Raw genomic sequence first — 21499 nt, 5'->3', positions numbered from 1 at the left:
GGGGACCTGGAGGGCCGACAACTGCTGGCTCAGGGCTTCCGTCGGCCGAAGATGATCCCGCCGAGCTTGCTCTCCGGCGAGGTGACCGTCATCTCCGCCTCGACCGCGAAGCCGTTGTCGCGCAGCCAGGCCGTCATCCGGGCCGGCCGGCGACGGTGCACGTGGACCCGCATCGGGTGGCCGCCGTACCCCTCGGTCTTGAGCGTCGTCTCGTCACCCACGTGGAAGCCGACCAGCAGTGGGCCGCCCGGCCGAACCACCCGGCGAAAGTGCGCGAGGACCTGACCGAGCCGTTCGTCCGGAACGTGGATGAGCGAGTACCAGGCGAGCAGACCGGCCACCGAGCCGTCGGCCAGGTCGAGGTCGGTCATCGAGCCCATCTCGAACCGCAGGTCGGGGTTGTCGCGGCGGGCCACCGCCAGCATGCCGGGGGACAGGTCGATGCCGAACACGTCGAGACCCAGCTCGTGCAGGTGGGCGGTGATGCGACCGGTGCCGCACCCCACGTCCGCGACCGGACCGCCGCCCGCGGCGCGGACGAGTTCGGCGAACAGCGCCAGCGCGGCCCGCTCGTAGGGTGCGCTGGCCAGAAAGTCGCGGACGAGGTCGGCGTAGCTGACCGCTACCGTGTCGTACGAGGTGCGCGTGTCGGCCAGCCAGTCGTCCGCGTCCATCATGGAAGATTATCGGCCGACGGTCACCTGTGCCGGCCCCCTGGGGGCTCCACCTCTGTCGGGGGTTGCTGAGCGTACGGTCAGCGCCATGAACGACAGTCGCGCCGCCAGACCTCTTCTTCGCCGAACCTCGGACCTGCCCGCCTGCCCGGCGAACGGGGAGCAACGCGCGGTGGGTTCGGCGTCGGGTGAGCGTCGATGAACCGCCGCCCGGTGCTGTTGGGCGTCATCGCACTCGCCCTCGTGGCGGCCCTTCTGTCCGCGCCCGGGGGAGCACCCGTGACCGCTCACGCCGCAGCGGTCGCCTGTCCCACGCCAGCGCGGCCGACGATGAAGATCCTGACCGTTGGCGACTCGATCACCGAGGGCGCGACGATGGCCGGCTCGGTGAGCCCTGCCTACCGTGCGGAGTTGGGGCGACTGCTCACCGAGAACTGCGTCCCGCACACCTTCGCCGTCGCGGCGGTGGGGGGTACGACCTGCGGCTACTGGACGACACGGATGGCGGACCTCGTCAGCACGCACCAGCCCGACCTGATCCTGCTGAACTGCGGGACCAACAACAATCTGTCGACCGCCACGGCGACACAGATCACCGCTTTCGAGCGCACCTACCGGACACTCTTCGACATCGCACTGGACATGGACCCGGACGTCGTCATGTACCCGGCGTGGGTGCAGTACAGCGCCGGCCATGGCACGACCGGCTGCACGACCCCACCGGGCCCGAGCCCGGCCTGGCTCCCCGCGAGCGAGGCCGTCGTCAACGACGCGATCTACCGCAGCATCAAGGTCATCGACGAGTTCGGCGACCGCGTACCGACGTGGATCGACTACCAGCCCATCCCCGAAGGCTATCTGGACGAGTGTGGGGTGCACCCCACACCGGGTGGCTACGACGTGATGGGCAGGCTGGCTTACAACACCATCGCCCCACGGCTGGGTGTACCGCTCGCGCCACTGCCGTGTGGGCTGGTCGGCCGTCGGCCGGACCATCCGGTCGGTGACTGGACCCCCTGCAGGACGATGAACCTCAACTCGTGACGCGTGTCCGCTCGTCGCCGCCGATTCAGACGTAGATCTTCTTGGCGTACTCCGGGCCGTAGTGCCTCTCCAACTCCTCCAGGCTCTCGACGGGCGCCTCGACCTCCTTGATCAGGCGGGCGCGGGACGGCAGCACGTCGGGCTGCCAGGTCTCCGGCTGCCACAGCGCGGACCGCAGGAACGCCTTCGCGCAGTGGTAGAAGATCTGCTCGATCTCCACCACCACGGCGAGCACCGGCCGGTGTCCCTTGACGACCATGTCGTCGAACCAGGGAGCGTCGCGCACCAGGCGGGCCCGCCCGTTGATGCGCAGCGTGTCGGTGCGGCCCGGGATCAGGAACAGCAGCCCGACGTGCGGGTTGTCCAGGATGTTGCGGTAGCCGTCCGCCCGCTTGTTGCCCGGCCGCTCCGGCAGCGCGATGGTCGTGTCGTCGAGCACCAGCGCGAACCCGGCCGGGTCGCCCTTCGGGGAGACGTCACAGGTGCCGTCCGCGCCGGCCGTCGCCACCAGGCAGAACGGCGCGGCGGCGAGCCACTGCCGGTCGCGCTCGTGCAGGCGGGGGCGGTCCTTGTTGGCGGCCCGGGGGTGCGGCGTCCCGAGCAGCTCGCGTAGTTCCTCGTGCGTGGTGATCTCCACCGTCACGTGATCCTCCCTGAGCCGTTGACCAGGGTGGCGGGCGCGCCACCGTCGCCAGCCTAGGCCCGCGTGGCCATCGAGGTTTGCCCCTGGTAGCCGGGGGTACGGCCTCACTCGACACGCCCGCCGCACGTACCGTCCGCAGGAGCGCCGACCAGTGGAGGCCGGGACATGGAGAGTCGACTCAAGGTGCTGGGTCACCCAGTCCATCCAATGCTTGTCATGTTCCCGGTCGCGTTGCTGGTCACGGCGGTGCTCTTCGACATCATTGACACCGTTGGCGGCCCCGATTTCCTCGGCGAGGTCGCGTACTGGAACATCACCGTCGGTCTGATCGGCGGCCTGCTGGCCGCGGCGGCCGGTTCGTTCGACCTGCTGGCGATCCCGACGGGCACCCGCGCGAAGCGGGTCGGTCTGCTGCATGCGGGCGCGAACGTCGCGGTGATCCTGCTCTTCGCCGCCGTCTGGGCGGTCCGGCTCAACGCGGACTCGCGGGCCGCCGGCGGCGCGCTGATCGCCATCGAGGTGGTCGCGGTGGCGATCCTCGGCATCAGCGCCTGGCTCGGTGGCGAACTTGTCGACCGGCTCGGTGTGGGCGTCGACCCCGACGCCGATCTGAACGCGCCCAGCTCACTGCGACCCACCACCCAGCGGATCGGAGACGCGCGATGACCGAGCAGCAGGCCGGTGGTTTCGGTCGGGGGTGGCGCAGCCGGCAGCAGGGCTGGGACCCGATGGGCGAGTTGCAGTCGCTGCGCGCCGAGCTGAGCCGGTTGGTCGGCGGCCGGGCCGGGGCGTCCGACGTCGAGCTGACCGAGACCGCGGACGGTTGGCAGGTCGTCGTGCGGTTGCCCGGCGTCGCGCCGGAGGAGGTCGCCGTCGAGCTGGACGACCGCGAGTTGTGCGTGCGGGGCCGCTCCGAGGCGGAGGTCAACGCCGACCAGGGCATCCCCGGTGGCTTCGAGACCCGGGGTTTCGAGTACCGCGTCGACCTGCCGTCGCGGGTCGACCCGGAGGGCATCGACGCGGTGATGGACCACGGGCTGCTGCGGGTCCACCTGCCCCGGGCGGCGCGGCCCGCGCCGCGCACCATCACCGTCGGCCGCACCGGGCCGCGCTCCGGCGGCCTGTCCGGGGGTACGCCGGTTCCGGCCGACCCCGCCGCGGACCGGGAGCTGCACCACCCGGACGCGGTCGGCGAGATCGACCGGCCGTAGCGGGCCAGGTGGTCACCCCGTCCCTGCTCGGCCCGACGGCCGGGCGAGTCGACGACGTGCGGCGGATCGCGGTGCTGCGCGCCAACGCCCTCGGCGACTTCATCTTCGTCCTGCCGGCGTTGGAGGCGCTGCGTGCCGCGTACCCCTCGGCGGAGATCGTGTTGCTCGGAGCGCCGTGGCACGCGAAGCTCTGGCGCGACCGGCCCGGCCCGGTGGACCGGGTGCTGGTGGTGCCGCCGGGGCCGGGCATCCGCGAGCCGGTGGCCGACGAGTCGACCTCGACGGTGGACGACTTCGTGGCGGCGGCCCGGGACGAGAGCTTCGACCTGGCGGTGCAGCTCCACGGTGGCGGCGCGAACTCCAACCCGTTGATCAGTCGGCTCGGCGCCCGGGTGACCGTCGGGCTGCGCGCCGAGGACGCGCCGCCGCTGGACCGGTGGCTCCGCTACGTGTACTACCAGCACGAGGTGATCCGCTACCTGGAGACGGTGGCGCTGGTGGGCGCTCCGGCCACCACGATCGTGCCGACGCTGGCGGTCACCGACGCGGACCGGGCGGAGGCGGAGCGGGTGCTCGGCCCGCCGGAGCGACCCCGGGTGGCGTTGCATCCCGGTGCCAGCGACACGCGACGGCGCTGGCCGGCCGAGCGGTTCGCCGAGGTGGCGGACGCGCTGCACGACGACGGCTACGAGGTGCTGGTGACCGGTACGCCGGCGGAGCGGGACGTCGTGGACCGGGTGGTCGCGGCGGCCGTGGCCCCGGTGCGGCCGCAGGTGGGCACGCTCAGCCTCGGCGGGCTGGCCGGCTGCTACGCCGGTTGCGCTCTGGTCGTCTCGAACGACACCGGCCCGCTGCACCTGGCCGGCGCGGTGGGTACGCCCACGGTGGGCATCTTCTGGGTCGGCAACCTGATCAACACGGCGACGCCGCTGCGCGGCCGGCACCGGCCGATCACCTCGTGGATGGTGCACTGCCCGGTCTGCGGGGTGGACTGCACGCCCGGCATCTATCCGCACCGACCGGGCGACGGGGAGTGCCCGCACCGCGACTCGTTCGTCACCGACGTCCCCGTGGCCGAAGTGCGCGAGGCGGCCCGCGAACTGCTCAACCCATAGTTAAGCCCTCGTCGGCGAGGACGACCTCCCACGCCTCCACGTCCCGTTCGGTGACCGTGGTGGGGGTCTCCAGGTGGTAGGCGCCGCTGGGCAGGATGCCCGCCCCGCCGTGCCGGGTCAGCACCGCGAGCTGGGCGGCCACATCCTCACCCTGGTGCCGCTCCTGCACCCGACGCCAGAAGTCGAACCCACCGGAGTCGAGGAGCTTGGCCCGGTCGTAGAGCACACAGCCGCCGATCCAGGACACCTTGTACGCCCGCCACGCGCCCGGCGGCAGCCCCACCGTGGCGGTGACGTGCAGCAGATTGGCCGCCGAGTGGATCCGGGCGCGTTCCCACTCGACGGTGCCCGGGCGGATCCGCTCCGGCGCGGGCGGTCCGGCCCACTCCTCGTAGTGCCCGTGCGTGTCCGGACGGACGTCGTCGACGTACGACAGACCGTGCACGCCGTTGCCCACGAACCCGCAGCCCAGCTCCTCGATCGCGGTGACCAGCCGGCGCAGCGCCCCCGGCTCCAGCCAGACGTCGTCGTCGAGGTTGAGCACGTACCGGGCGGCCGACGCATCGAGCAGGTACGCGCGGTGCTCGGCCAGTCCCCGGCGCGGCAGCCGGCGGGTCAGCAGCACCGGGTGGCCCGCGTGCCGCAGCGCCCGAACCATGGTGGCCGCCGCCGGGTGGGCGTACGCCGGGTCGCCGTCGGACTGGTCACTGACCACCACGCCGAAGCCGGGCACCCCCTCCTGCGCGGCGAGCCCGGCCAGGGTGACGGCCAGCTCGGTGGGCCGGTTACGGGTCGGGATCAGCACGTCGACGAGCCGGTCGACGCGGAACTCCGCCGGCGTGCCGAGGGCGAGGGGCCGGTTCACGACGACTGGGTACGGGTGCTCAACGACGGATCGGAGGCGTACGACGACGGGTCCTGACCGTAGGACCGGATCCGTTCGATGATCGCCGAGGTGGACCGGTCCGCCACGTATCCGAGGGTCCGCACCTGACCGCCGAGCCGCCGTACCAGCGGCGCTTCCGGCACCAGCTCGGGCGGGTAGTCCCCGCCCTTGACGTAGACGTCCGGCCGGACCGCCTCGATCAGCGCGGCGGGCGAGTCCTCCTCGAACACCACCACGTGGTCCACGCAGGACAGCGCGGCCAGCAGGGCGCCACGGTCCTCGACCGGGTTGACCGGCCGGTCCGGACCCTTGAGCCGGCGTACGCTGCCGTCCGAGTTGACCGCCACGATGAGCAGGTCGCCCAGCGCGCGGGCCTGCTCCAGGTAGCGCACGTGCCCGGGGTGCAGCACGTCGAAGCAGCCGTTGGTGAACACCACCGACCGTCCCGCCTCGCGGTGTTCGGCGACGATCGCGTCCAACTCGTCGGTGCCGACCACCGCCGGGTGCCCGCTGGCCTCCGGCGGCATGTCGAGCGCGGCGAGCAGGTCGTCGCGCAGGCACACACAGGTGCCGGTGTCGGAGACCGTGATCGTGGCCGCGAGCTGGGCGAGTTGCGCGGCGGTGGGCAGCGGCGCGGCGGCGGCCAGGGCCAGGGTCATCGCCGCCAGGTAGGCGTCTCCCGCTCCCACGGCGTGGCTCGCCGGGACCGGGGTGCTGTGGCTGCGCCGCCGCTCGCCGTCCGCGCCGCCGACCACCGCGCCGTCGGTGTCCAGGGTCACCGCGACCACGTCCGCCCCCGTGTGGGCGTGCAACTCCGCCAGGCGCGACTCGGCCAGCACGGCCCGGTCCACACCCGCTCCGGCCTCGGTGTTCACGGTGACGCCCGTTCCGGTGACGCTCAGACCGTCGCCGGTGAGGGCCACCCGACTCTCGCCCGGCGTGGGTTCGCCGACCGGGCCGGGACGGTCGTCGACGCGGGCCCCGCCCGGGGCGGCCCCCACGCTCAACTCGGACGGCCCGTCGGCCGGATCGATGTCGGGGTGCTCCAGGTGCAGGTCGGTGCCGGCCGTCGTACGGGTCGCGCCACCGGCGCGGGCCAGCAACCGGGTCGCCTCGGCGAAGCTCGGGGTGACCACGGTCGGCGCGAGCCCCCGCCAGTCGGCGAGGTCGTGGGCGTCCAGCGCGACCGTGGCGTACCGCTCGCGGTTCTCGACCAGCCACGCGCGGACCGGCGCGGGCAGCGCCCCCAGGCCGTAGTCGCAGACCACCAGGGTCGGCGCCTCGCCGTCGGCGGCGGCGCGCAGTTCCTCGGTGGCGCAGTCCAGCGCCGTGAGCAGCCGGGTCACGCCGTCCGGGTCGAGCGCGTCGTCGGGGTCACCCGAATCCTCCCGGAGCAGGATCTGGTTGCCGGCCAGCATCCGCCGCTTCACGGGGGTGGGTCGGCCAGGTTGGTTGACGGTACGGTCCCAGACGCCGGCCCGGTCCAGACAGTCGTGCAGTTCGTCCCCGGCGACGTCCGCGCCGACCGGTGCCACCAGCACGGCCCGACCGCCGAGGGTGGCGACGTTGACGGCGGTGTTCGCCGCCCCACCGGCAGCGGAGATCCGTCGACGCAGGGTCAGGACCGGGGCGGGCGCCTCCCGGCAGAGCCGGTCGGACTCGGCGAACCGCCACTCGTCCAGCATGGCGTCACCGACGATCAGGACCGGACGCCCGAGCCAGCTCTCCACGACGGTGGCGAGCCTGCGCTGTTCCGCTGCTGCTCCTGCCATGCCTCCCCGGGTCCCCAGCGGCCCCCGGGCCAAACCTGGGCCGATGTGACGCCCCTCGTGGGGTGTTTCGGGCGGTAGGGCGCGGGAAGGGAACTGAGGAACCCCGGAGAGGAGATGTACCGAGATGGCAGCGACATTGCAGGGTAAGAGGATCGCCTTCCTGGCCGCCGACGGTGTCGAGGAGGTCGAGTACGTCCAGCCGCGCGAGGCGGTCGAGAACGCCGGCGCGACCGTGGAGCTGGTCTCGCTCAAGCCCGGTTCCATCCAGTCCTTCAACCACCTCGACCAGTCCAAGACGTACGACGTCGACGTCACCGCGGACCAGGCGGACGCCGCCGGGTACGACGCGCTCGTGCTGCCCGGAGGGGTGGCGAACCCGGACTTCCTGCGGTCGGATCCGGACGCGGTGCGGTTCGTGAAGGCGTTCTTCGAGGCCGGCAAGCCGGTCGGGGTGATCTGCCACGGCCCGTGGACGCTGATCGAGGCGGACGTGGTGCGCGGCCGGAAGATCACCTCGTGGCCCAGCCTGCGCACCGACCTGACCAACGCCGGCGCAACCTGGGTGGACGAGGAGTGCGTAGCAGACGGCAACCTGGTGAGCAGCAGAAACCCCGACGACCTCCCCGCCTTCTGCACCCAAATCACCAAATCCTTCGCCGCCGCCTAACCCCCCATTTCCCCGGTGATCAAGAGGTTTGCGTCATCCCGACCGGCGTGTCGTGACGCAAACCTCTTGATCACCGCGGCATAGGTCGGCGGTTGCGCGCATGTTCTGGGGTGTGCGGGAAAGAGGGGCGTATGACTGCCGACGCCTCCGCTGCCCCGGTGCTGAATCGCCAGCAGATCCGGCTGCTCATGCTGGGTCTGATGACCGGCATGTTGCTGGCCGCCCTCGACCAGACGATTGTCGGTACGGCCCTGCCGACGATCGTCGGTGAGCTGGGCGGGATCAACCACTACTCGTGGGTGGTCACGGCGTACCTGCTCGCCTCGACCGCGTCGACGCCCCTGTACGGCAAGATGGCCGACCTGTACGGGCGTCGCCCGGTCTTCCTCTTCTCGATCGGCACATTCCTGCTCGGGTCGCTGCTGGCCGGGCTGTCGCAGAACATGACCCAGCTGATCATCACGCGCGGCATCCAGGGGCTCGGTGCCGGTGGTCTGCTGACGCTGGCGTTCACGATCATCTCGGACGTGGTCTCACCTCGGGAGAGGGGCCGTTACCAGGGGCTCTTCGGCGCGGTGTTCGGCATCGCGTCGGTGGCGGGACCGTTGGTCGGTGGGTATTTCGCCGAGACCGACTGGCGGTGGATCTTCTACATCAACGTGCCGCTCGCGATCCTGGCCATCGTGGTCTGCTACCACGTGATGCGGCTGATCCCGTTCGAGCGGCGGGACCACGCGATCGACTGGCTCGGTGCCGGCCTGCTGGTGGCCGGGGTGAGCAGCCTCCTGCTCGCGCTGAGTTGGGGCGGCAACGAGTACCCCTGGGGTTCCGGGCTGATCATCGGTCTCTTCGTCGCCGGTGCGGTGCTGGCCGCGCTCTTCGTGCTTCAGGAGGCGCGGGTCGCCGAGCCGATCCTGCCGCTGCGGCTGTTCCGCAGCGCCACGTTCGCGCTGGCCAACTCGGCCGGCTTCGTGCTCGGTCTGGTGATGTTCGGGTCGATCATCTTCATCCCGCTGTACCTCCAGATCGTCAAGGGCGCCTCGCCGACCCGCAGCGGTCTGCTGATGCTGCCGATGATGGCGGGCATCATCGTCACCTCGATCGTCACCGGTCGGGCGATGAGCCGGATCGGCCGCTACAAGTGGTTCCCGGTGGCCGGGGCGGCGACCCTGCTGGTCGGCATGCTGCTGTTCACCCGGTTGCAGGTGGGTACGTCGCTCTGGGTGGCGTTCGGTTTCATGGTGGTGATCGGCGTCGGCCTCGGTCTGTGCATGCAGTCGCTCGTCCTCGCGGTGCAGAACGCGGTCTCCGTCCGTGACCTGGGCGCCGGTACCTCGTCGGCGACGTTCTTCCGGTCGCTGGGTGGTTCGTTCGGGGTGGCGATCCTTGGCACGGTGCTCTCGTCGCGGCTCAACTCGCAGCTTGCCGACCGGCTGCCCGCTGCGATCGCCCAGCTCCCACCGGAACAGCGGGCCGCGGTGGCGGCGAGCGGCGGCACGAACATCTCGATCAACGACCCCGCGACGATCATGGCGCTGCCCGGTGCCGTGCGGGCCGCTATCCAGGCGTCGTTCGTGGAGTCGCTGCACCTGGTCTTCCTGACCGCCGGACTCGTCGCCATCGTGGCGGTGCTGGTGACCCTGGCGATGCCCAACAGCGAGTTGCGGGGTGCCGGCCCGCAGGGTGCCAAGGGCGGGGCCGACCCGCTCGGCGGCGAGGCGCCGGCACCGGGCGGTAAGCCGCTGACCCGCGAGTCCAAGGAAGAGGCCGCCGCCGACATGGAGGCCAAGTCCCAGACGATGATCTGACCGCGCGGTCGCCCGGACCGCTCCTCGGCGGCCGGCCGGGTGGTTCGGGGCGGAGAGGTCCGGAGCTCTCCGCGGCGGCCGGCAACCTGCCAATGAGCGTGATGCCTGTGAGTCATCAAGATGACTCACAGGCATCACGCTCATTGGCAGGTCCGCGCCCCGACGCATTCGGGTCAGAGCTACTTCTGGAACATCACCGAAGGGTCAGGCGGGGCGGCGGTAGGCGCCGTACCACCAGGTCGCCGCCAGTTCCCGCGCGGCCGCCGCGTCCGTCTCGGGGTCCGCGGTGGTCGTGCTGACGTGGTCGGCGAGGAAGCGGTCGCCGCCGATCACGATCAGCCGGCTGGCCGCGGACACGTCCAGGTCGGCGGGGGTACGTCCGGCCTGCTGCTCGGCCCGCAGGGCGTTCGCGGTGCGCGCGACGAACTGCTCCAGTCCGCCCGACCAGTACTCCCGCACCACCTCGTCGTAGGCGGCCACCTCGCTGACCGCCGCTAGCACCGGGGCATATGTCCGGTAGATTCGGATTACGTCGGTGAAGACCTCGGTCAGGCTCTTCAACGGATCATCGCTACCGGCCGGGTCCCACTGGCCGGTCCGGTCGAAGGAAGTGTCCCGCATCGTGCCGGCGAGGCGCATGAGTAGCTCGGTCTTGTCGCGGAAGTGGATGTAGAAGGTCGACCGGGCCACTCCCGCCTCGGCGGCGATCCGCTGCACACCGAGGTCGGTGAAGCGCACCCCCTCCCTCAGGAGCCGCTCGGTGGCTGCCAGCACCCGCGCCTCGACGGCGGCCCGCCCATCGGGGTTGCGCGGGCGGCGGCGGGTGATCGACGGCATGCCGAAATCCTAGGTGGCCGAGGGCCGGCCCGGCGACGTACGCTCGCTGCCGGACACACTGTCCGACATAGTGACCACGGAGCGCCTGACCTCGGCCTCCGCACCCACCACGAGGAGCAACACAGGTGAAGTACCGACTGCTGGGCACCACCGGGGTGTACGTCTCGGAGATCTCGCTCGGCGCGATGACCTTCGGTGGAAGCGGGCACCCGCTGTGGGGAACCCTCGGCGCGCTGGCGCTGCCCGAGGCGCAGCGAATGGTCGACACGGCTCTGGACGCGGGCGTCAACTTCGTCGACACGGCCGACGGCTACAGCGACGGTGAGAGCGAGGAACTGCTCGGCCAGGCGCTCGGCAAGCGGCGCCGGGACGTCGTGCTGGCCACCAAGGTGCACTCGCGTACCGGGCCCGGTCCGAACGACGTCGGCACCTCCCGGCTGCACATCATGCAGAACCTGGAGGACAGCCTGCGCCGGCTGGGCACCGATCACATCGACCTGTACCAGATCCACAACTTCGACCAGGTCACTCCAATGGAGGAAATGCTGCGCGCGCTCGACGACGCGGTCCGGCAGGGCAAGGTCCGCTACATCGGCTGCGCCAACTTCGCCGCCTGGCAGATCTCGAAGGCGTTGGGTATCTCCGCGCGGGAGAAGCTGGCTGGCTTCGTCTCGGTGCAGGAGTACTACTCGCTGCTGGGTCGGGACGTGGAGCGGGACGTGGTGCCGATGGCGCTCGACGCGAATGTCGGGCTGACCGTGTGGAGCCCGCTCGCCGGTGGTTTCCTCTCCGGCAAGGTGGGCCGGGATGGTGCCGTCGCCGACAGCGGCGCGCGCAGCGCCCAGCCAGGCTACACCAGTTTCACGCCGTTCGACCCCGAGCACGGCTTCGCGGTTGTCGACGTGCTCAAGGCCGTCGCCCAGCGGCACGACGTCAGCCCGGCCCGGGTGGCCATCGCCTGGCTGCTGTCCCGGCCGGCGGTCACCAGCGTGATCGTCGGTGCCCGCAAGCACGAGCAGTTGGTGGACAACATCGCCGCCACCGACCTCACGCTGAGCGAGCAGGATCTCGCCGAGCTGGACGAGGCCACCAAGCTGCCGGTCTCGTACCCGAACTGGATCCAGGAGGGGTTCTTCGCCGGGATGCGCCACCCGCAGTAGGACCTACTTGAGGATCAGTCGGTTCGTCTGCTCGAAGACGTCCAGGTCGGCCAGGGTCTCCAGGACCGACGCGGAGAGTGGGGACGGGAAGCGGTCACGGGCGAAGAAGCCCGCGTCGGTGGTCTCGTCGGTGACCCGGGTCAGTTGCCCGTCCCACTCCTCCACCTTGAACGCCGTGGTGAAGACCTGGTAGGTGTGCCCGTACATGTTGGTGCTGGTCCGGTCCGGGCCGGTGTAGAGCGCGAACGCGCAGACCCGTAGCGCCCGCAGGCCGGTCTCCTCGCGGACCTCGCGTACCGCGCAGTCGGCGATGGATTCGCCCAGCTCCATGGCCCCGGCGGGCATGGCCCACTGGCCGTTGTCGGAGCGTTGGATCAGCAGGATGCGGCCCGCGTTGTCGCTGACGACGGCGCGGGCGCCGACGAACATCAGCGTCCGGTCCCCGGCGAGCGCGCGTAACTGCCCCACGTACGAGTCGGCCCAAGAGATGCTCACCCGCGACAATTTACGGGGGTTCCCAACGTGTGACCGCCGACACTAGCTTGTTACCCATGCGTAGCACGATGATGGACGCTCCCCTGCAGGTCTCCCGCATCCTCGACCACGGCGCGGGGGTGCACGGCACGGCCGAGGTGGTCACCTGGACGGGCGCCGAACCCCGTCGGATGACGTACGCCGAGGTGGGCCGCACGGCGGCCCGCCTGGCCCACGCGTTGCGCGACGAGTGCGGGGTGACCGGCGACGAGCGGGTCGCCACCTTCATGTGGAACAACAACGAGCACCTGGTGGCCTACTTCGCGGTGCCCAGCATGGGCGCGGTGCTGCACACGCTCAACATCCGGCTCTTTCCCGACCAGGTCGTCTACATCGCCAACCACGCGCAGGACCGGGTGGTGCTGGTCGACAGCACGCTCATTCCGCTGCTGGCCCGGGTGATCGGCGAGCTGACCACGGTGCGGCACGTCGTGGTGGTCGGCGGTGGCGACCCGGCCCCGCTGGTGGCGGCGGCCGGCGACCGGATCACCGTGCACCACTGGGACGCGCTGCTCGCCGACCGTCCGGACGTGTACGACTGGCCCGAGGTGGACGAGCGCGACGCCGCGGCGCTCTGCTACACGTCCGGCACCACCGGCAACCCGAAGGGCGTCGCCTACTCGCACCGGTCCATCTACCTGCACTCGTTGCAGGTCTGCATGCCGGAAGGCTTCGGTCTCGGACCGACCGACCGGGAGCTGGCCATCGTCCCGATGTTCCACGCCATGTCGTGGGGTCTGCCGTACGCGGCGTTCCTCTCCGGCGCGTCACTGATCATGCCGGACCGGTTCCTCCAGGCCGCGCCGATCGCCGAGATGATCGCCGCCGAGCGGCCCACCCTGGCCGGCGCGGTGCCCACCATCTGGACCGACCTGCTGGCCTACCTGGACGACCACGACGTGGACAGCTCGTCGCTCACCGAGGTGATCGTCGGCGGTTCGGCCTGCCCACCGGCGCTGATGCACGCGTTCGACGAGCGGCACGGGATCGACGTCATCCACGCCTGGGGGATGACCGAGATGTCACCGCTGGGGTCGGTCTCGCGGCCGCCCGCCGGGGTGGCCGGGGACGAGGCGTGGCGCTACCGCTACACGCAGGGCCGAGTGCCCGCGGGCGTGCAGGCGCGGATCGTCGGCCCGTCGGGCGAGCCGCTGCCCGCCGACGGCACGGCCGTGGGCGAGCTGGAGGTCCGTGGGCCGTGGGTGACCGCACGGTACGTCGGTGACGACGCCCCTGATCCGGAGAAGTTCCGCGACGGTTGGCTACGGACCGGCGACGTCGGCACGCTCTCCCCGGACGGGTACATCACGCTGACCGACCGCGCGAAGGACGTGATCAAGTCCGGCGGCGAGTGGATCTCGTCGGTCGAGCTGGAGAACGCGCTGATGGCCCATCCTGCCGTGCTGGAGGCGTGCGTGGTGGGTGTCCCGGACGAGCGGTGGGACGAGCGGCCGCTGGCGACCGTGGTGGTCCGTGCGGGCGCCTCGGTGACCGCCGAGGAGCTGCGGGACTTCCTGGCCGGCTCGGTGGCCCGCTGGCAGCTGCCCGAGCGGTGGGCGTTCATCGACACGGTGCCGAAGACCAGCGTGGGCAAGTTCGACAAGAAAGTCGTCCGTTCGCGGTACGCCGAAGGTGACCTGACTGTCCGGGAGCTGACAGCACCGTAACGTTTGACCGGGCACCGTCGCCTATGGGCAGAGGAGTACTCCTGACATTCCTCCCCAGAGGGCGGCCCCGGCGTTCGCACCGCGCCGGGGCCGCCCGCTCCACGCGGGTGACCCCGCACCGTCATTGTTGCGAAAATTGTTCGCCTCTGTCCCGATGACGGGGAAATCCGGTCCCCGACGACCCGTTCAGGCGTCGCTGGTGGTGATCAGCACCTTGCCGACCGCCGAGTCCTCCACCGCCTGGTGTGCCGCGGCCGTGTCGGCGAGCGGATAGCGGTGCAGCGGCAGACCGGCATCCGCGCCCACCCGGATACCGCCCTGGTTGGCGGCCGCCGCCACGTCGACGACACCCTGCGCCTTGGCCGCCTTCGGCTCCGTGTAGACCAGCACGAACTGCCACCGGGCGTTCACCACGTACAGCGGGCGGATCGGGAGCGTCATCTCGGTGCCGCCGTTGTCGGCGTACACGCAGACCGCCCCGCCGTTGCGGATCAGTTGCGCGTCCATCGCCGCGTTCTGGGCGGGCGCGACCTCCACGATCGTGTGAACCCCGTCGGGGGCGATCTTGCCGACCTCCTCGACCACGTCCTGCTCGCGATAGTTGATCACGTACGAGGCACCGGCCGACGCCGCGAGCTGCGCCTTCTCGGCACTGCTCACCGTGGCGATCACCGTGGCGTCGGCCCAGCGCGCGAGCTGGATCGCCGCGTTGCCCACCGCGCCCGCCCCGCCCTGCACCAGCACGGTGTGGTCGGCCAGCGCGCCGGCGCGCAGCGCGTCCGGCATGAACTCGCCGGCCGTCAGACAGCGGTGCGCGGTGAGGAACGGAATGCCCAGGCTCGCCCCCAGCTCGAACGAGGCGTCGCCCAGCGGCACCGCCTGCCGGACCGGCACCAGCGTGTACTCCGCGCTGGTGCCCCACGGCCGCTGCCAGGCCGCCTCCCAGATCCAGACCCGCTCGCCGATCAGCTCACCGCCGACTCCCGCACCGACCGCCTCGACGACACCCGCGCCGTCCTGCCCCGGGATCTGCCACCCGTCCGGCGCGAACGCCCGGCGCGACTTCCAGTCCGTCGGGTTCACCCCCGAGACCGCCATCCGGACCAGCACCTCGCCCGGCCCCGGCTCGGGCACCGGCCGGTCCACCAGTTCCAGCACCGACGGGTCGCCGGTGCGCTCGTAAACGATGGCCTTCATCAGTGATCCCCTCGCTGGCCGGCGTGGCACGCCGCCGGCGTGCCGTCTGCTGCGGTACCCCGCACCGACCCCGTCATGCCAAACCGTCGATCAGCTGCGGGGTCAACTCGCCGATCGACCCGAGCGTCACGGCCGCGAGCGCGGCGGCGTCCGGATCGAGGGGGTACGACCCGTGCGGCACCGCCACCACCCGCATCCCCGCCGCCACGGCCGACCGTACGCCGTTGGACGAGTCCTCCACGGCCGCGCAGCGGGCCGGGTCGACGCCCAGGCGCTGCGCGACGCTCAGGTACACGTCCGGCGCCGGTTTGCCCCGCTCGGTCTCCTCGGTGGACAGGGTCGCGCCGAACGCGTCGGTCAGGCCGGTGGCCTCCAGTGCCGCGGCGATCAGCCGGGTCGGCGACGAGCTGGCCAACCCGAGCGGCCACCGCGCGGCCAACCGGCGTACCACGTCGACCGCGCCGTCGATCAACGGCACGTGCTCGCGGTAGCGCTGCGCCATCTCCCGCACCACCTCGTCGGCCACCTGCGCGGCGGTGCGCCGCACCCCCAGCTCACCGCTGAGGTAGTGGGCCCACTCGCCGGTGCTCATGCCCATCAGCCGGCGCTGGGTGTCGGGCTGCCAGGCGCCACCGTGTGCCGCCACGTACGCCCGCCGGACCTCCTCCCACACCGGTTCGGAATCCACGATCACGCCGTCCAGGTCGAAGACCACCGCATCCACCACGGACCCATCCTGCCCGACGGCGGGACCCACGGTCAGCCGGCCAGCGCGGGCAGCCCGATCGGGCTGTCGGGCGGGATCACCGTGTGGCAGGACCGGGCCAAGGGTTCCAGCAGCTCCCGAAGGCGGTCGGTGTCGCCCGCGCCGAGCGTCTGCCACGGATGCCCGGCGGACCGGTCGGTGGCGTCCTCGATCGCCTGGAATTCGGCATGGCCGGCGTCGGTGGGGGTGCCGTCCCCGGCCAGCCAGCCGCGCCGCGTCAGCCGCTCGCGGGCGGCCCGCCACTGCTCCTCGGACCAGCCCCGGCCGAGCAGGCTCTGGGCCGACATGTCCACCGCGACGCGCCAGGCCAGCACCTCCACCGGGTCCAGGCCGGCAGCCACCAGGGCGGCGGTGTGTCCGTCGCCGCGCAGCTCCCGCAGCGTGGTGGCGGCCTGCCAGAGCCGGGCGAGGGGGTACTCCCCGACCGGCAGCGCCGCGTTGGCCGCCCCGAGCACCCGACCGGCGGTCTGCGCCGCCGAGGCGGCCCGCTCCAGCAGGTCGGCGGCCTCGGCCAGGTGCCCCTCGGGCAGCTCGTAGGTCAGCTCCGCGAGGGCCTGCACCGCGCCGGTCAGCCGGGCGCGCAGCGCCTCCGGCGGGGTGGCCAGCCGCCACACCGCCGGCAGGGCCCGGCTCACCATCGGCGGTGCGAAGCTGAAGAAGGCGGCGACGACCGGAGGGGCCTCGGCGGCGCCCAGCGGCGCGGCCCGGCCGGCGAAGTAGCCCCGCCAGTAGCCGCGCAGCCCGACCGCCTCGTACGCGGCGCGGGCCCGAGGGTGGAAGTAGGTGACCGCATGCACCGGCTCGAAGTACGTCCACATCACCCGGGTGGTACGCCCGAGATCCTCCAGCGCCGTCACAGGTACCTCCACCGTCCCGCGTCCGCGTCGTCACCCCGGACTGCGGCCGCCCGGGGTGACGCCGAACCTACTGCCGGAGGGTGACGGGCAGGAAGCCCCATGTGAACAAAGCCATCGCGCCGGGGTGACAACCGGGGCGATCCGGACGGGTCACTGGGCGGCGAGCACGTCCACCACGAAGCGCAGCGGACCGGTCGGCCGACCGCCTGCTTTGGCCTCGTCGTTGCCGTACGCCAGCTCGCCCGGGATGTCGAGCTGCACCCGGCTGCCCACGGTCACACCCACCAGACCCTGGTCCCAGCCGGGGATGACCTGGCCCACGCCGATCGGGAAGGTGGCCGGCTGGCCGGCGTTCCAGGACGAGTCGAACTCCTTGCCGTCCTTGTAGAAGACGCCCACGTAGTTGGTGGTGATGTTCTGCCCCTTCTTGACCGCCGGGCCGGTGCCCTTGATCATCGGGGTGACCGTGAGCTTCTTCAGCTCGCCCGTGCCCGCCTTCACCGTCGGCTTGCTGCCCAACGCCGGGTCCGCGCCCTCGGGAAGCTGCGGCGCGGGCGGCGCGGGCGGCGCGGTGGGGGCGTCCGGCGCCGCGGCGGAGGCGGACGGGTTGGCGCCGGAGGCGTTGCTGGGCTTGTCGTCCCGGTTCTTGTCGATCCAGACGAAACCGCCGATGAGCAGCGCCATCACGGCGACACCGACGATCCCGCCGGCCCAGGCCTGGCGGCGGCGCTTCGCCTCGGCCGCCTTCTGCGCCGCCAACTGGGCGGCCAGCCGCCGCCCCGCCTTCGTCGCCGGGCTCTGGCCCTCCGACCGGTTCTCCTGCGTGCGCTCGCTCACGTCGTCGACTCCCTGCTGCGAAGGTGTGGCCGGCACCCGGTGCCGGGGGGAAAGCCGACGCACACGGTACCCGCCCGGCGGCCCGCTGTGCCCGCCCCGGACGACTCGGATTGCCCAGAAACGCCGTCTGCGGGACGTTACTCCGGGACCACCATGAAGTCGGTCACGAACGAGGTGACCCTCCCGTCGGCGGTCCGCCCGATCCAGGTGCCGTAGCAGCCGTCGCCCCAGCCCGTGGCGACCGTGACGATGTTCGCGCCGGTGGCCTCGTCCAGCACCGCCGTGATCAGCCCCGGAACCGGCGACGAGGGCAGCCCGGCGGGGATGAAGACATCCTCGATCCGCTCCTCGTCCCAGCTCTCCAGGGCGGCGAGCGCGGTCGGGTCGGCGAGCGTGCCGGCACCGGCGTCCACGCCGTACCCGAAGTAGTCGTCGGCGCCGAGCGCGGCGACGTCCTGGTCGCCCACCACGGCCTGCTCCCAGCGGGTCGTCGGCTCGGCGCGGATCACCAGTTCCAGCGCGGCCACCCGCCGGTCCACCTCGGCGTCCTCCCGCAGCACCACGGCCACCCAGGCGCGGCCGGGATACCGGCCCGGCGCGACGGTCACCGTGTACGGCTCGGCCTCCGGTACGACCAGCGGATCGCACCCGACGACCCGGCCGGTCGGCAGTACGACGTCGCCCAGCGGATGGGCCTCGACGAGGTACGCGCCGTGTTCGTCGGTGAAACGCGCCCCGGGCGTCAACAACCGGTCCAGGTCAGGGGTGTGCGGCATGGGGGCTCCTCCGGTGGCCGACGGCCGGCGGAGCGTACCCGGTCCGGCGGACACCGTCGGTGCCGCGTACCTCAGGCGCTCTTGCGGGGTGCGGTCTTGCGCGCGGCGGTCTTCTTCGCGGGCTCGGCCTTCTTCGCTGTGGTCTTCTTGGCGGCGGTCTTCTTCGCCGGCTCGGCCGCCTTCTTCTCGGCGGTCTTCTTCGTCGTGGTCTTCTTCGCGGGCGCCTTGGCGGCCTTCTTCTCGGCCGCCTTCTGCGCCGACCGGGCCGACGAGATGGGCGTCGGCTCGCCGCCGCCACCCCGCGCGGGCTGCTCGCCGCGCGCCGCCCGGGCCCGGTCCACCGAGGCCTTCAGCGCGGCCATCAGGTCCACCGCCGCGGCCGGCGCCTCCTCGACCTCCTCCGGCTGGACGACCTCCCGACCCTCCACCTTGGCGTCGATGACCTCCTGCAACGCGGCCCGGTAGTCGTCGGTGAAGACGTCCGGCTCGAACTCCCCGGTCATCGAGTCGATCAGGGAGCTGGCCATCGCCAGCTCCGGCGGACGCACCTTGAGGTCCTCGTCGAGGAATCCGAACTCGGGGGTACGGATCTCGTCCGGCCAGAGCATCGTGTTGAGCAGCAGCACACCTTCGCGGACCCGCAGGGTCGCCAACTGCTCCCGCTGGCGCAGCGCGACCTTGACGATGGCCACCCGCTCCGAGTCGAGAAGCGCGTCCCGCAGCAGCACGTACGGCTTGGTGGCCGTGCCCTCCGGCTCCAGGTAGTAGGCCTTGTTGTAGAGGATCGGGTCGACCTGCTCGGCGGGGACGAACTCCAGCACGTCGATCGCCCGGGAGCTGGTCAGCGGCAGGTCGGCGAAGTCCTCGTCGGTGAGGATCACCATCTCGCCGCCGCCGATGTCGTAGCCCTTGGCGATGTCGTCGTAGGTGACCTCCTCGCCGCAGACCGAGCAGGTGCGCTTGTAGCGGATGCGACCGCCGTCCTCGCGGTGCACCTGGTGGAACCGAATGTCCTTCTCCTCGGTCGCCGAGTAGAGCTTCACCCCGATCGAGACGAGCCCGAACGACACGGCTCCCTTCCAGATGGCACGCATCCTGCGCTCCCTTCCCCGATATCGACCATGCTCGCATCCGCAGGAACTCCACGCGAGGTGTTCGGCCTGCTACTACAGTCGGGTCGTGCCCGGCGCGCCGCTCAAGCCGATGCTCGCGATGACCGGGCCGCTCCCGGCGGGTGACGGCTGGGCGTACGAGTTCAAGTGGGACGGGGTCCGGGCGCTCGCCAACATCTCCGGCGGTGCCCAACACCTGTATGCCCGCTCCGGCGTGGAGATCACCGCCGCGTACCCCGAACTGGCCACCCTGTCCTCGCAGGTCGACGACGCGCTGCTCGACGGCGAGGTGGTGCTGCTGGGCGAGGGTGGGCAGCCGTCGTTCACCGCGTTGGCCGAGCGGATGCACGTCCGGGACCACGCCAAGGCTGCCCGGCTGGCGGCGGTGATGCCGGTGACGTACATGATCTTCGATCTGCTGCGCCTGAACGGCGACGATCTGACCGGCTGGTCGTACGAGCGTCGCCGGGAGGCCCTGGACGCGCTCGCGCTCGGCGGCGCGCGGTGGGCGGTGCCGCCGGTGTTCGCCGACGGCCCGGCCACCTACGAGGCCGCCGGGGAGCACGGTCTGGAGGGCGTGATGGCCAAGCGGGTCGGCGCCGTCTACCGCCCCGGGGTTCGCTCGCCGGACTGGGTGAAGGTCAAACTGGAGGTGACCGGCGACTTCGTCGTCGGGGGCTGGCGGCCGGGCGCGCGGCGCATCGGCGGGCTGCTGGTCGGGGTGCCCGGCCCGGACGGCCGGCTGACCTACCGTGGTCGGGTCGGCGGCGGGATCGGCGCGGCCATCGAACGGCAGCTCCTCGCCGAGCTGGAGCCGCTGCGTACCGGCGCGTCACCGTTCGCGGCGGGCGTGCCGCGCGAGGATGCCCGGGGGGCCATCTGGGTAGCACCCCGGGTGGTGGTGGAGGTGAAGTACGGCCAGCGCACCCCCGACGGCCGGCTGCGCTTCCCCCGGGTGCTGCGGTTGCGTCCGGACAAGCCGCCGGAGGAGGTCGACGATGCCGGCTGAGAAGCTGCGGGTGGACGTCGAGGGCCGCGCGTTGGAGCTGTCCAACCTGGACAAGGTCCTCTATCCGGCGGTCGGCTTCACCAAGGGCGAGGTGATCGACTACTACACCCGGATCTCGCCGGTGCTGCTGCCGCACCTGGCCGACCGGCCGGTCACCCGCATCCGCTTTCCGAACGGGGTGGACGACAAGTCCTTCTTCGAGAAGAACAAACCGGCCGCGACCCCCGACTGGGTACGCGTCGAGACGCTGCCCGCGCCCGGGTCGACGAAGGGTCGGGAGACCATCGACTACGTCGTCGCCGACGACCTGCCCACCCTGGTCTGGCTGGCCAACCTCGCCGCGCTGGAACTGCACACGCCGCAGTGGAAGGTCGGCGAGCACCCGGACATGATGGTGGTCGACCTGGACCCGGGACCGCCGGCCGGGCTCGCCGAGTGCTGCCCGGTGGCGGTGCTGATGCGCGACCGGCTCGCCGACGACGGCATCGACTCGTACCCGAAGACGTCCGGCAAGAAGGGCATGCAGCTCTGCTGCCCGATCGCCGGCACCCAGTCCGCCGACGACGTCTCCGCCTACGCGCGTCGGATCGCGCAGGAGCTGGAGAAGGCGCACCCGAAGCTGATCGTGTCGAAGATGGCGAAGAACCTGCGTCCGGGCAAGGTCTTCATCGACTGGAGCCAGAACAACGCGGCGAAGACCACCGTCGCGCCGTACTCCCTGCGGGCGCAGTCGGTGCCGTCGGTCTCGACGCCGCTGACCTGGGATGAGGTCGAGGCCGGCGCGCGCGGCCGGAAGCCGGCCGTCCGCCAGTTCACCGCCGCCGAGGTCCTGGAGAGGGTCGAGGAGTACGGCGACCTGCTGGCCGCGCTGCTCCACGGCGGCCCGGAACTGCCCGACTGAGACCAGGCCTTCAGGACGTCCGCTCG

The 21499-nt window shown here is 71.8% G+C and carries 22 protein-coding genes; 10 read left to right on the top strand and 12 right to left on the bottom strand.

From position 1 onward, the window contains the following. Positions 1-29 precede the first annotated feature (29 nt). Complete coding sequence (locus AB0B55_RS15645; protein WP_357123756.1) at positions 30-674, bottom strand: class I SAM-dependent methyltransferase; 645 nt, start codon at positions 672-674, stop codon at positions 30-32. 279 nt (positions 675-953) lie between these two features. Here AB0B55_RS15645 and AB0B55_RS15640 point away from each other — a divergent pair, with 279 nt between their 5' ends. Next, the gene (locus AB0B55_RS15640; protein WP_357172007.1) at positions 954-1718 is read left to right on the top strand and encodes an SGNH/GDSL hydrolase family protein; all 765 of its coding nucleotides are present in this window, start codon (positions 954-956) and stop codon (positions 1716-1718) included. Positions 1719-1743: 25 nt separating this feature from the next. Here AB0B55_RS15640 and AB0B55_RS15635 read toward each other — a convergent pair whose 3' ends face one another. Then, positions 1744-2361, bottom strand: a complete 618-nt coding sequence (locus AB0B55_RS15635) for a pyridoxamine 5'-phosphate oxidase family protein (RefSeq protein ID WP_357123763.1) — start codon at positions 2359-2361, stop codon at positions 1744-1746. A 165-nt stretch (positions 2362-2526) separates the two neighbouring features. On the opposite strand from AB0B55_RS15635, the gene AB0B55_RS15630 reads away from it, so the two are divergent. From AB0B55_RS15630 to AB0B55_RS15620, 3 genes are read left to right on the top strand one after another with little or no spacing between them, the layout of a single operon-like run. Beyond that, on the top strand, positions 2527-3027 hold the full coding sequence (locus AB0B55_RS15630) for a DUF2231 domain-containing protein (protein ID WP_355049234.1): 501 nt from the start codon (positions 2527-2529) through the stop codon (positions 3025-3027). After that, positions 3024-3572 carry an Hsp20/alpha crystallin family protein gene (locus AB0B55_RS15625; RefSeq protein ID WP_357172006.1) on the top strand — a complete coding sequence of 183 codons (549 nt, stop codon included), beginning with the start codon at positions 3024-3026 and terminating at the stop codon, positions 3570-3572. Before AB0B55_RS15630 ends, AB0B55_RS15625 begins: the two co-directional genes overlap by 4 nt. Before the next feature lie 8 nt (positions 3573-3580). Then, positions 3581-4687 (top strand): glycosyltransferase family 9 protein, encoded by a 1107-nt coding sequence (locus tag AB0B55_RS15620; protein WP_357172005.1) that lies wholly within the window; start codon positions 3581-3583, stop codon positions 4685-4687. Here AB0B55_RS15620 and AB0B55_RS15615 read toward each other — a convergent pair. Both AB0B55_RS15615 and rfaE2 read right to left on the bottom strand, forming a co-directional pair. Continuing rightward, positions 4677-5552 (bottom strand): glycosyltransferase family A protein, encoded by an 876-nt coding sequence (locus tag AB0B55_RS15615; RefSeq protein WP_357172004.1) that lies wholly within the window; start codon positions 5550-5552, stop codon positions 4677-4679. The two genes, AB0B55_RS15620 and AB0B55_RS15615, sit on opposite strands and share 11 nt — an antisense overlap. Further along, complete coding sequence (gene rfaE2, locus AB0B55_RS15610; RefSeq protein WP_357172003.1) at positions 5549-7345, bottom strand: D-glycero-beta-D-manno-heptose 1-phosphate adenylyltransferase; 1797 nt, start codon at positions 7343-7345, stop codon at positions 5549-5551. Before rfaE2 ends, AB0B55_RS15615 begins: the two co-directional genes overlap by 4 nt. Before the next feature lie 124 nt (positions 7346-7469). On the opposite strand from rfaE2, the gene AB0B55_RS15605 reads away from it, so the two are divergent. Both AB0B55_RS15605 and AB0B55_RS15600 read left to right on the top strand, forming a co-directional pair. Further along, the gene (locus AB0B55_RS15605) at positions 7470-8012 is read left to right on the top strand and encodes a type 1 glutamine amidotransferase domain-containing protein (RefSeq protein ID WP_357123778.1); all 543 of its coding nucleotides are present in this window, start codon (positions 7470-7472) and stop codon (positions 8010-8012) included. Positions 8013-8143: 131 nt separating this feature from the next. Further along, complete coding sequence (locus AB0B55_RS15600) at positions 8144-9820, top strand: MDR family MFS transporter (protein ID WP_357123781.1); 1677 nt, start codon at positions 8144-8146, stop codon at positions 9818-9820. A 204-nt stretch (positions 9821-10024) separates the two neighbouring features. On the opposite strand, the gene AB0B55_RS15595 is transcribed toward AB0B55_RS15600, so the two are convergent. After that, positions 10025-10657 carry a TetR/AcrR family transcriptional regulator gene (locus tag AB0B55_RS15595; protein WP_357123785.1) on the bottom strand — a complete coding sequence of 211 codons (633 nt, stop codon included), beginning with the start codon at positions 10655-10657 and terminating at the stop codon, positions 10025-10027. Positions 10658-10782: 125 nt separating this feature from the next. Here AB0B55_RS15595 and AB0B55_RS15590 point away from each other — a divergent pair, with 125 nt between their 5' ends. Beyond that, positions 10783-11817 (top strand): aldo/keto reductase, encoded by a 1035-nt coding sequence (locus tag AB0B55_RS15590; RefSeq protein ID WP_357172002.1) that lies wholly within the window; start codon positions 10783-10785, stop codon positions 11815-11817. Positions 11818-11820: 3 nt separating this feature from the next. Here AB0B55_RS15590 and AB0B55_RS15585 read toward each other — a convergent pair whose 3' ends face one another. After that, positions 11821-12312 carry an NUDIX domain-containing protein gene (locus AB0B55_RS15585; protein WP_357123791.1) on the bottom strand — a complete coding sequence of 164 codons (492 nt, stop codon included), beginning with the start codon at positions 12310-12312 and terminating at the stop codon, positions 11821-11823. 71 nt (positions 12313-12383) lie between these two features. Between AB0B55_RS15585 and AB0B55_RS15580 the strand changes: the two genes are divergently transcribed. After that, positions 12384-14018, top strand: a complete 1635-nt coding sequence (locus AB0B55_RS15580; protein WP_357172037.1) for a fatty acid--CoA ligase — start codon at positions 12384-12386, stop codon at positions 14016-14018. A gap of 186 nt (positions 14019-14204) precedes the next feature. Here AB0B55_RS15580 and AB0B55_RS15575 read toward each other — a convergent pair whose 3' ends face one another. The 6 genes from AB0B55_RS15575 to AB0B55_RS15550 form a co-directional block, all read right to left on the bottom strand. Next, entirely contained in the window at positions 14205-15215 is a 1011-nt protein-coding gene (locus tag AB0B55_RS15575) for an NADPH:quinone reductase (RefSeq protein WP_357172001.1), read from the bottom strand. A 73-nt stretch (positions 15216-15288) separates the two neighbouring features. Further along, positions 15289-15942: an HAD family phosphatase gene (locus AB0B55_RS15570; RefSeq protein WP_357172000.1), complete on the bottom strand. Its 654-nt coding sequence runs from the start codon at positions 15940-15942 to the stop codon at positions 15289-15291. Between the two features lie 32 nt (positions 15943-15974). Beyond that, positions 15975-16799 carry a hypothetical protein gene (locus tag AB0B55_RS15565; protein WP_357124655.1) on the bottom strand — a complete coding sequence of 275 codons (825 nt, stop codon included), beginning with the start codon at positions 16797-16799 and terminating at the stop codon, positions 15975-15977. A gap of 189 nt (positions 16800-16988) precedes the next feature. Then, entirely contained in the window at positions 16989-17711 is a 723-nt protein-coding gene (locus AB0B55_RS15560) for an FKBP-type peptidyl-prolyl cis-trans isomerase (protein ID WP_357124659.1), read from the bottom strand. A gap of 101 nt (positions 17712-17812) precedes the next feature. Next, entirely contained in the window at positions 17813-18451 is a 639-nt protein-coding gene (locus tag AB0B55_RS15555; RefSeq protein ID WP_357123801.1) for a DUF4241 domain-containing protein, read from the bottom strand. 71 nt (positions 18452-18522) lie between these two features. Then, the gene (locus AB0B55_RS15550) at positions 18523-19545 is read right to left on the bottom strand and encodes a Ku protein (RefSeq protein ID WP_357171999.1); all 1023 of its coding nucleotides are present in this window, start codon (positions 19543-19545) and stop codon (positions 18523-18525) included. A gap of 85 nt (positions 19546-19630) precedes the next feature. Between AB0B55_RS15550 and ligD (AB0B55_RS15545) the strand changes: the two genes are divergently transcribed. Continuing rightward, positions 19631-20572, top strand: a complete 942-nt coding sequence (ligD, locus tag AB0B55_RS15545; RefSeq protein ID WP_357171998.1) for a non-homologous end-joining DNA ligase — start codon at positions 19631-19633, stop codon at positions 20570-20572. Next, complete coding sequence (ligD, locus tag AB0B55_RS15540) at positions 20562-21473, top strand: non-homologous end-joining DNA ligase (RefSeq protein ID WP_357171997.1); 912 nt, start codon at positions 20562-20564, stop codon at positions 21471-21473. The genes ligD (AB0B55_RS15545) and ligD (AB0B55_RS15540) overlap by 11 nt, the downstream gene beginning before the upstream one ends. Positions 21474-21499 lie beyond the last annotated feature (26 nt).

The sequence above is a fragment of the Micromonospora sp. NPDC049107 genome (assembly GCF_040648595.1).
GTDB lineage: Bacteria > Actinomycetota > Actinomycetes > Mycobacteriales > Micromonosporaceae > Micromonospora.
This window is presented reverse-complemented; position numbering and strand designations above follow the sequence as displayed.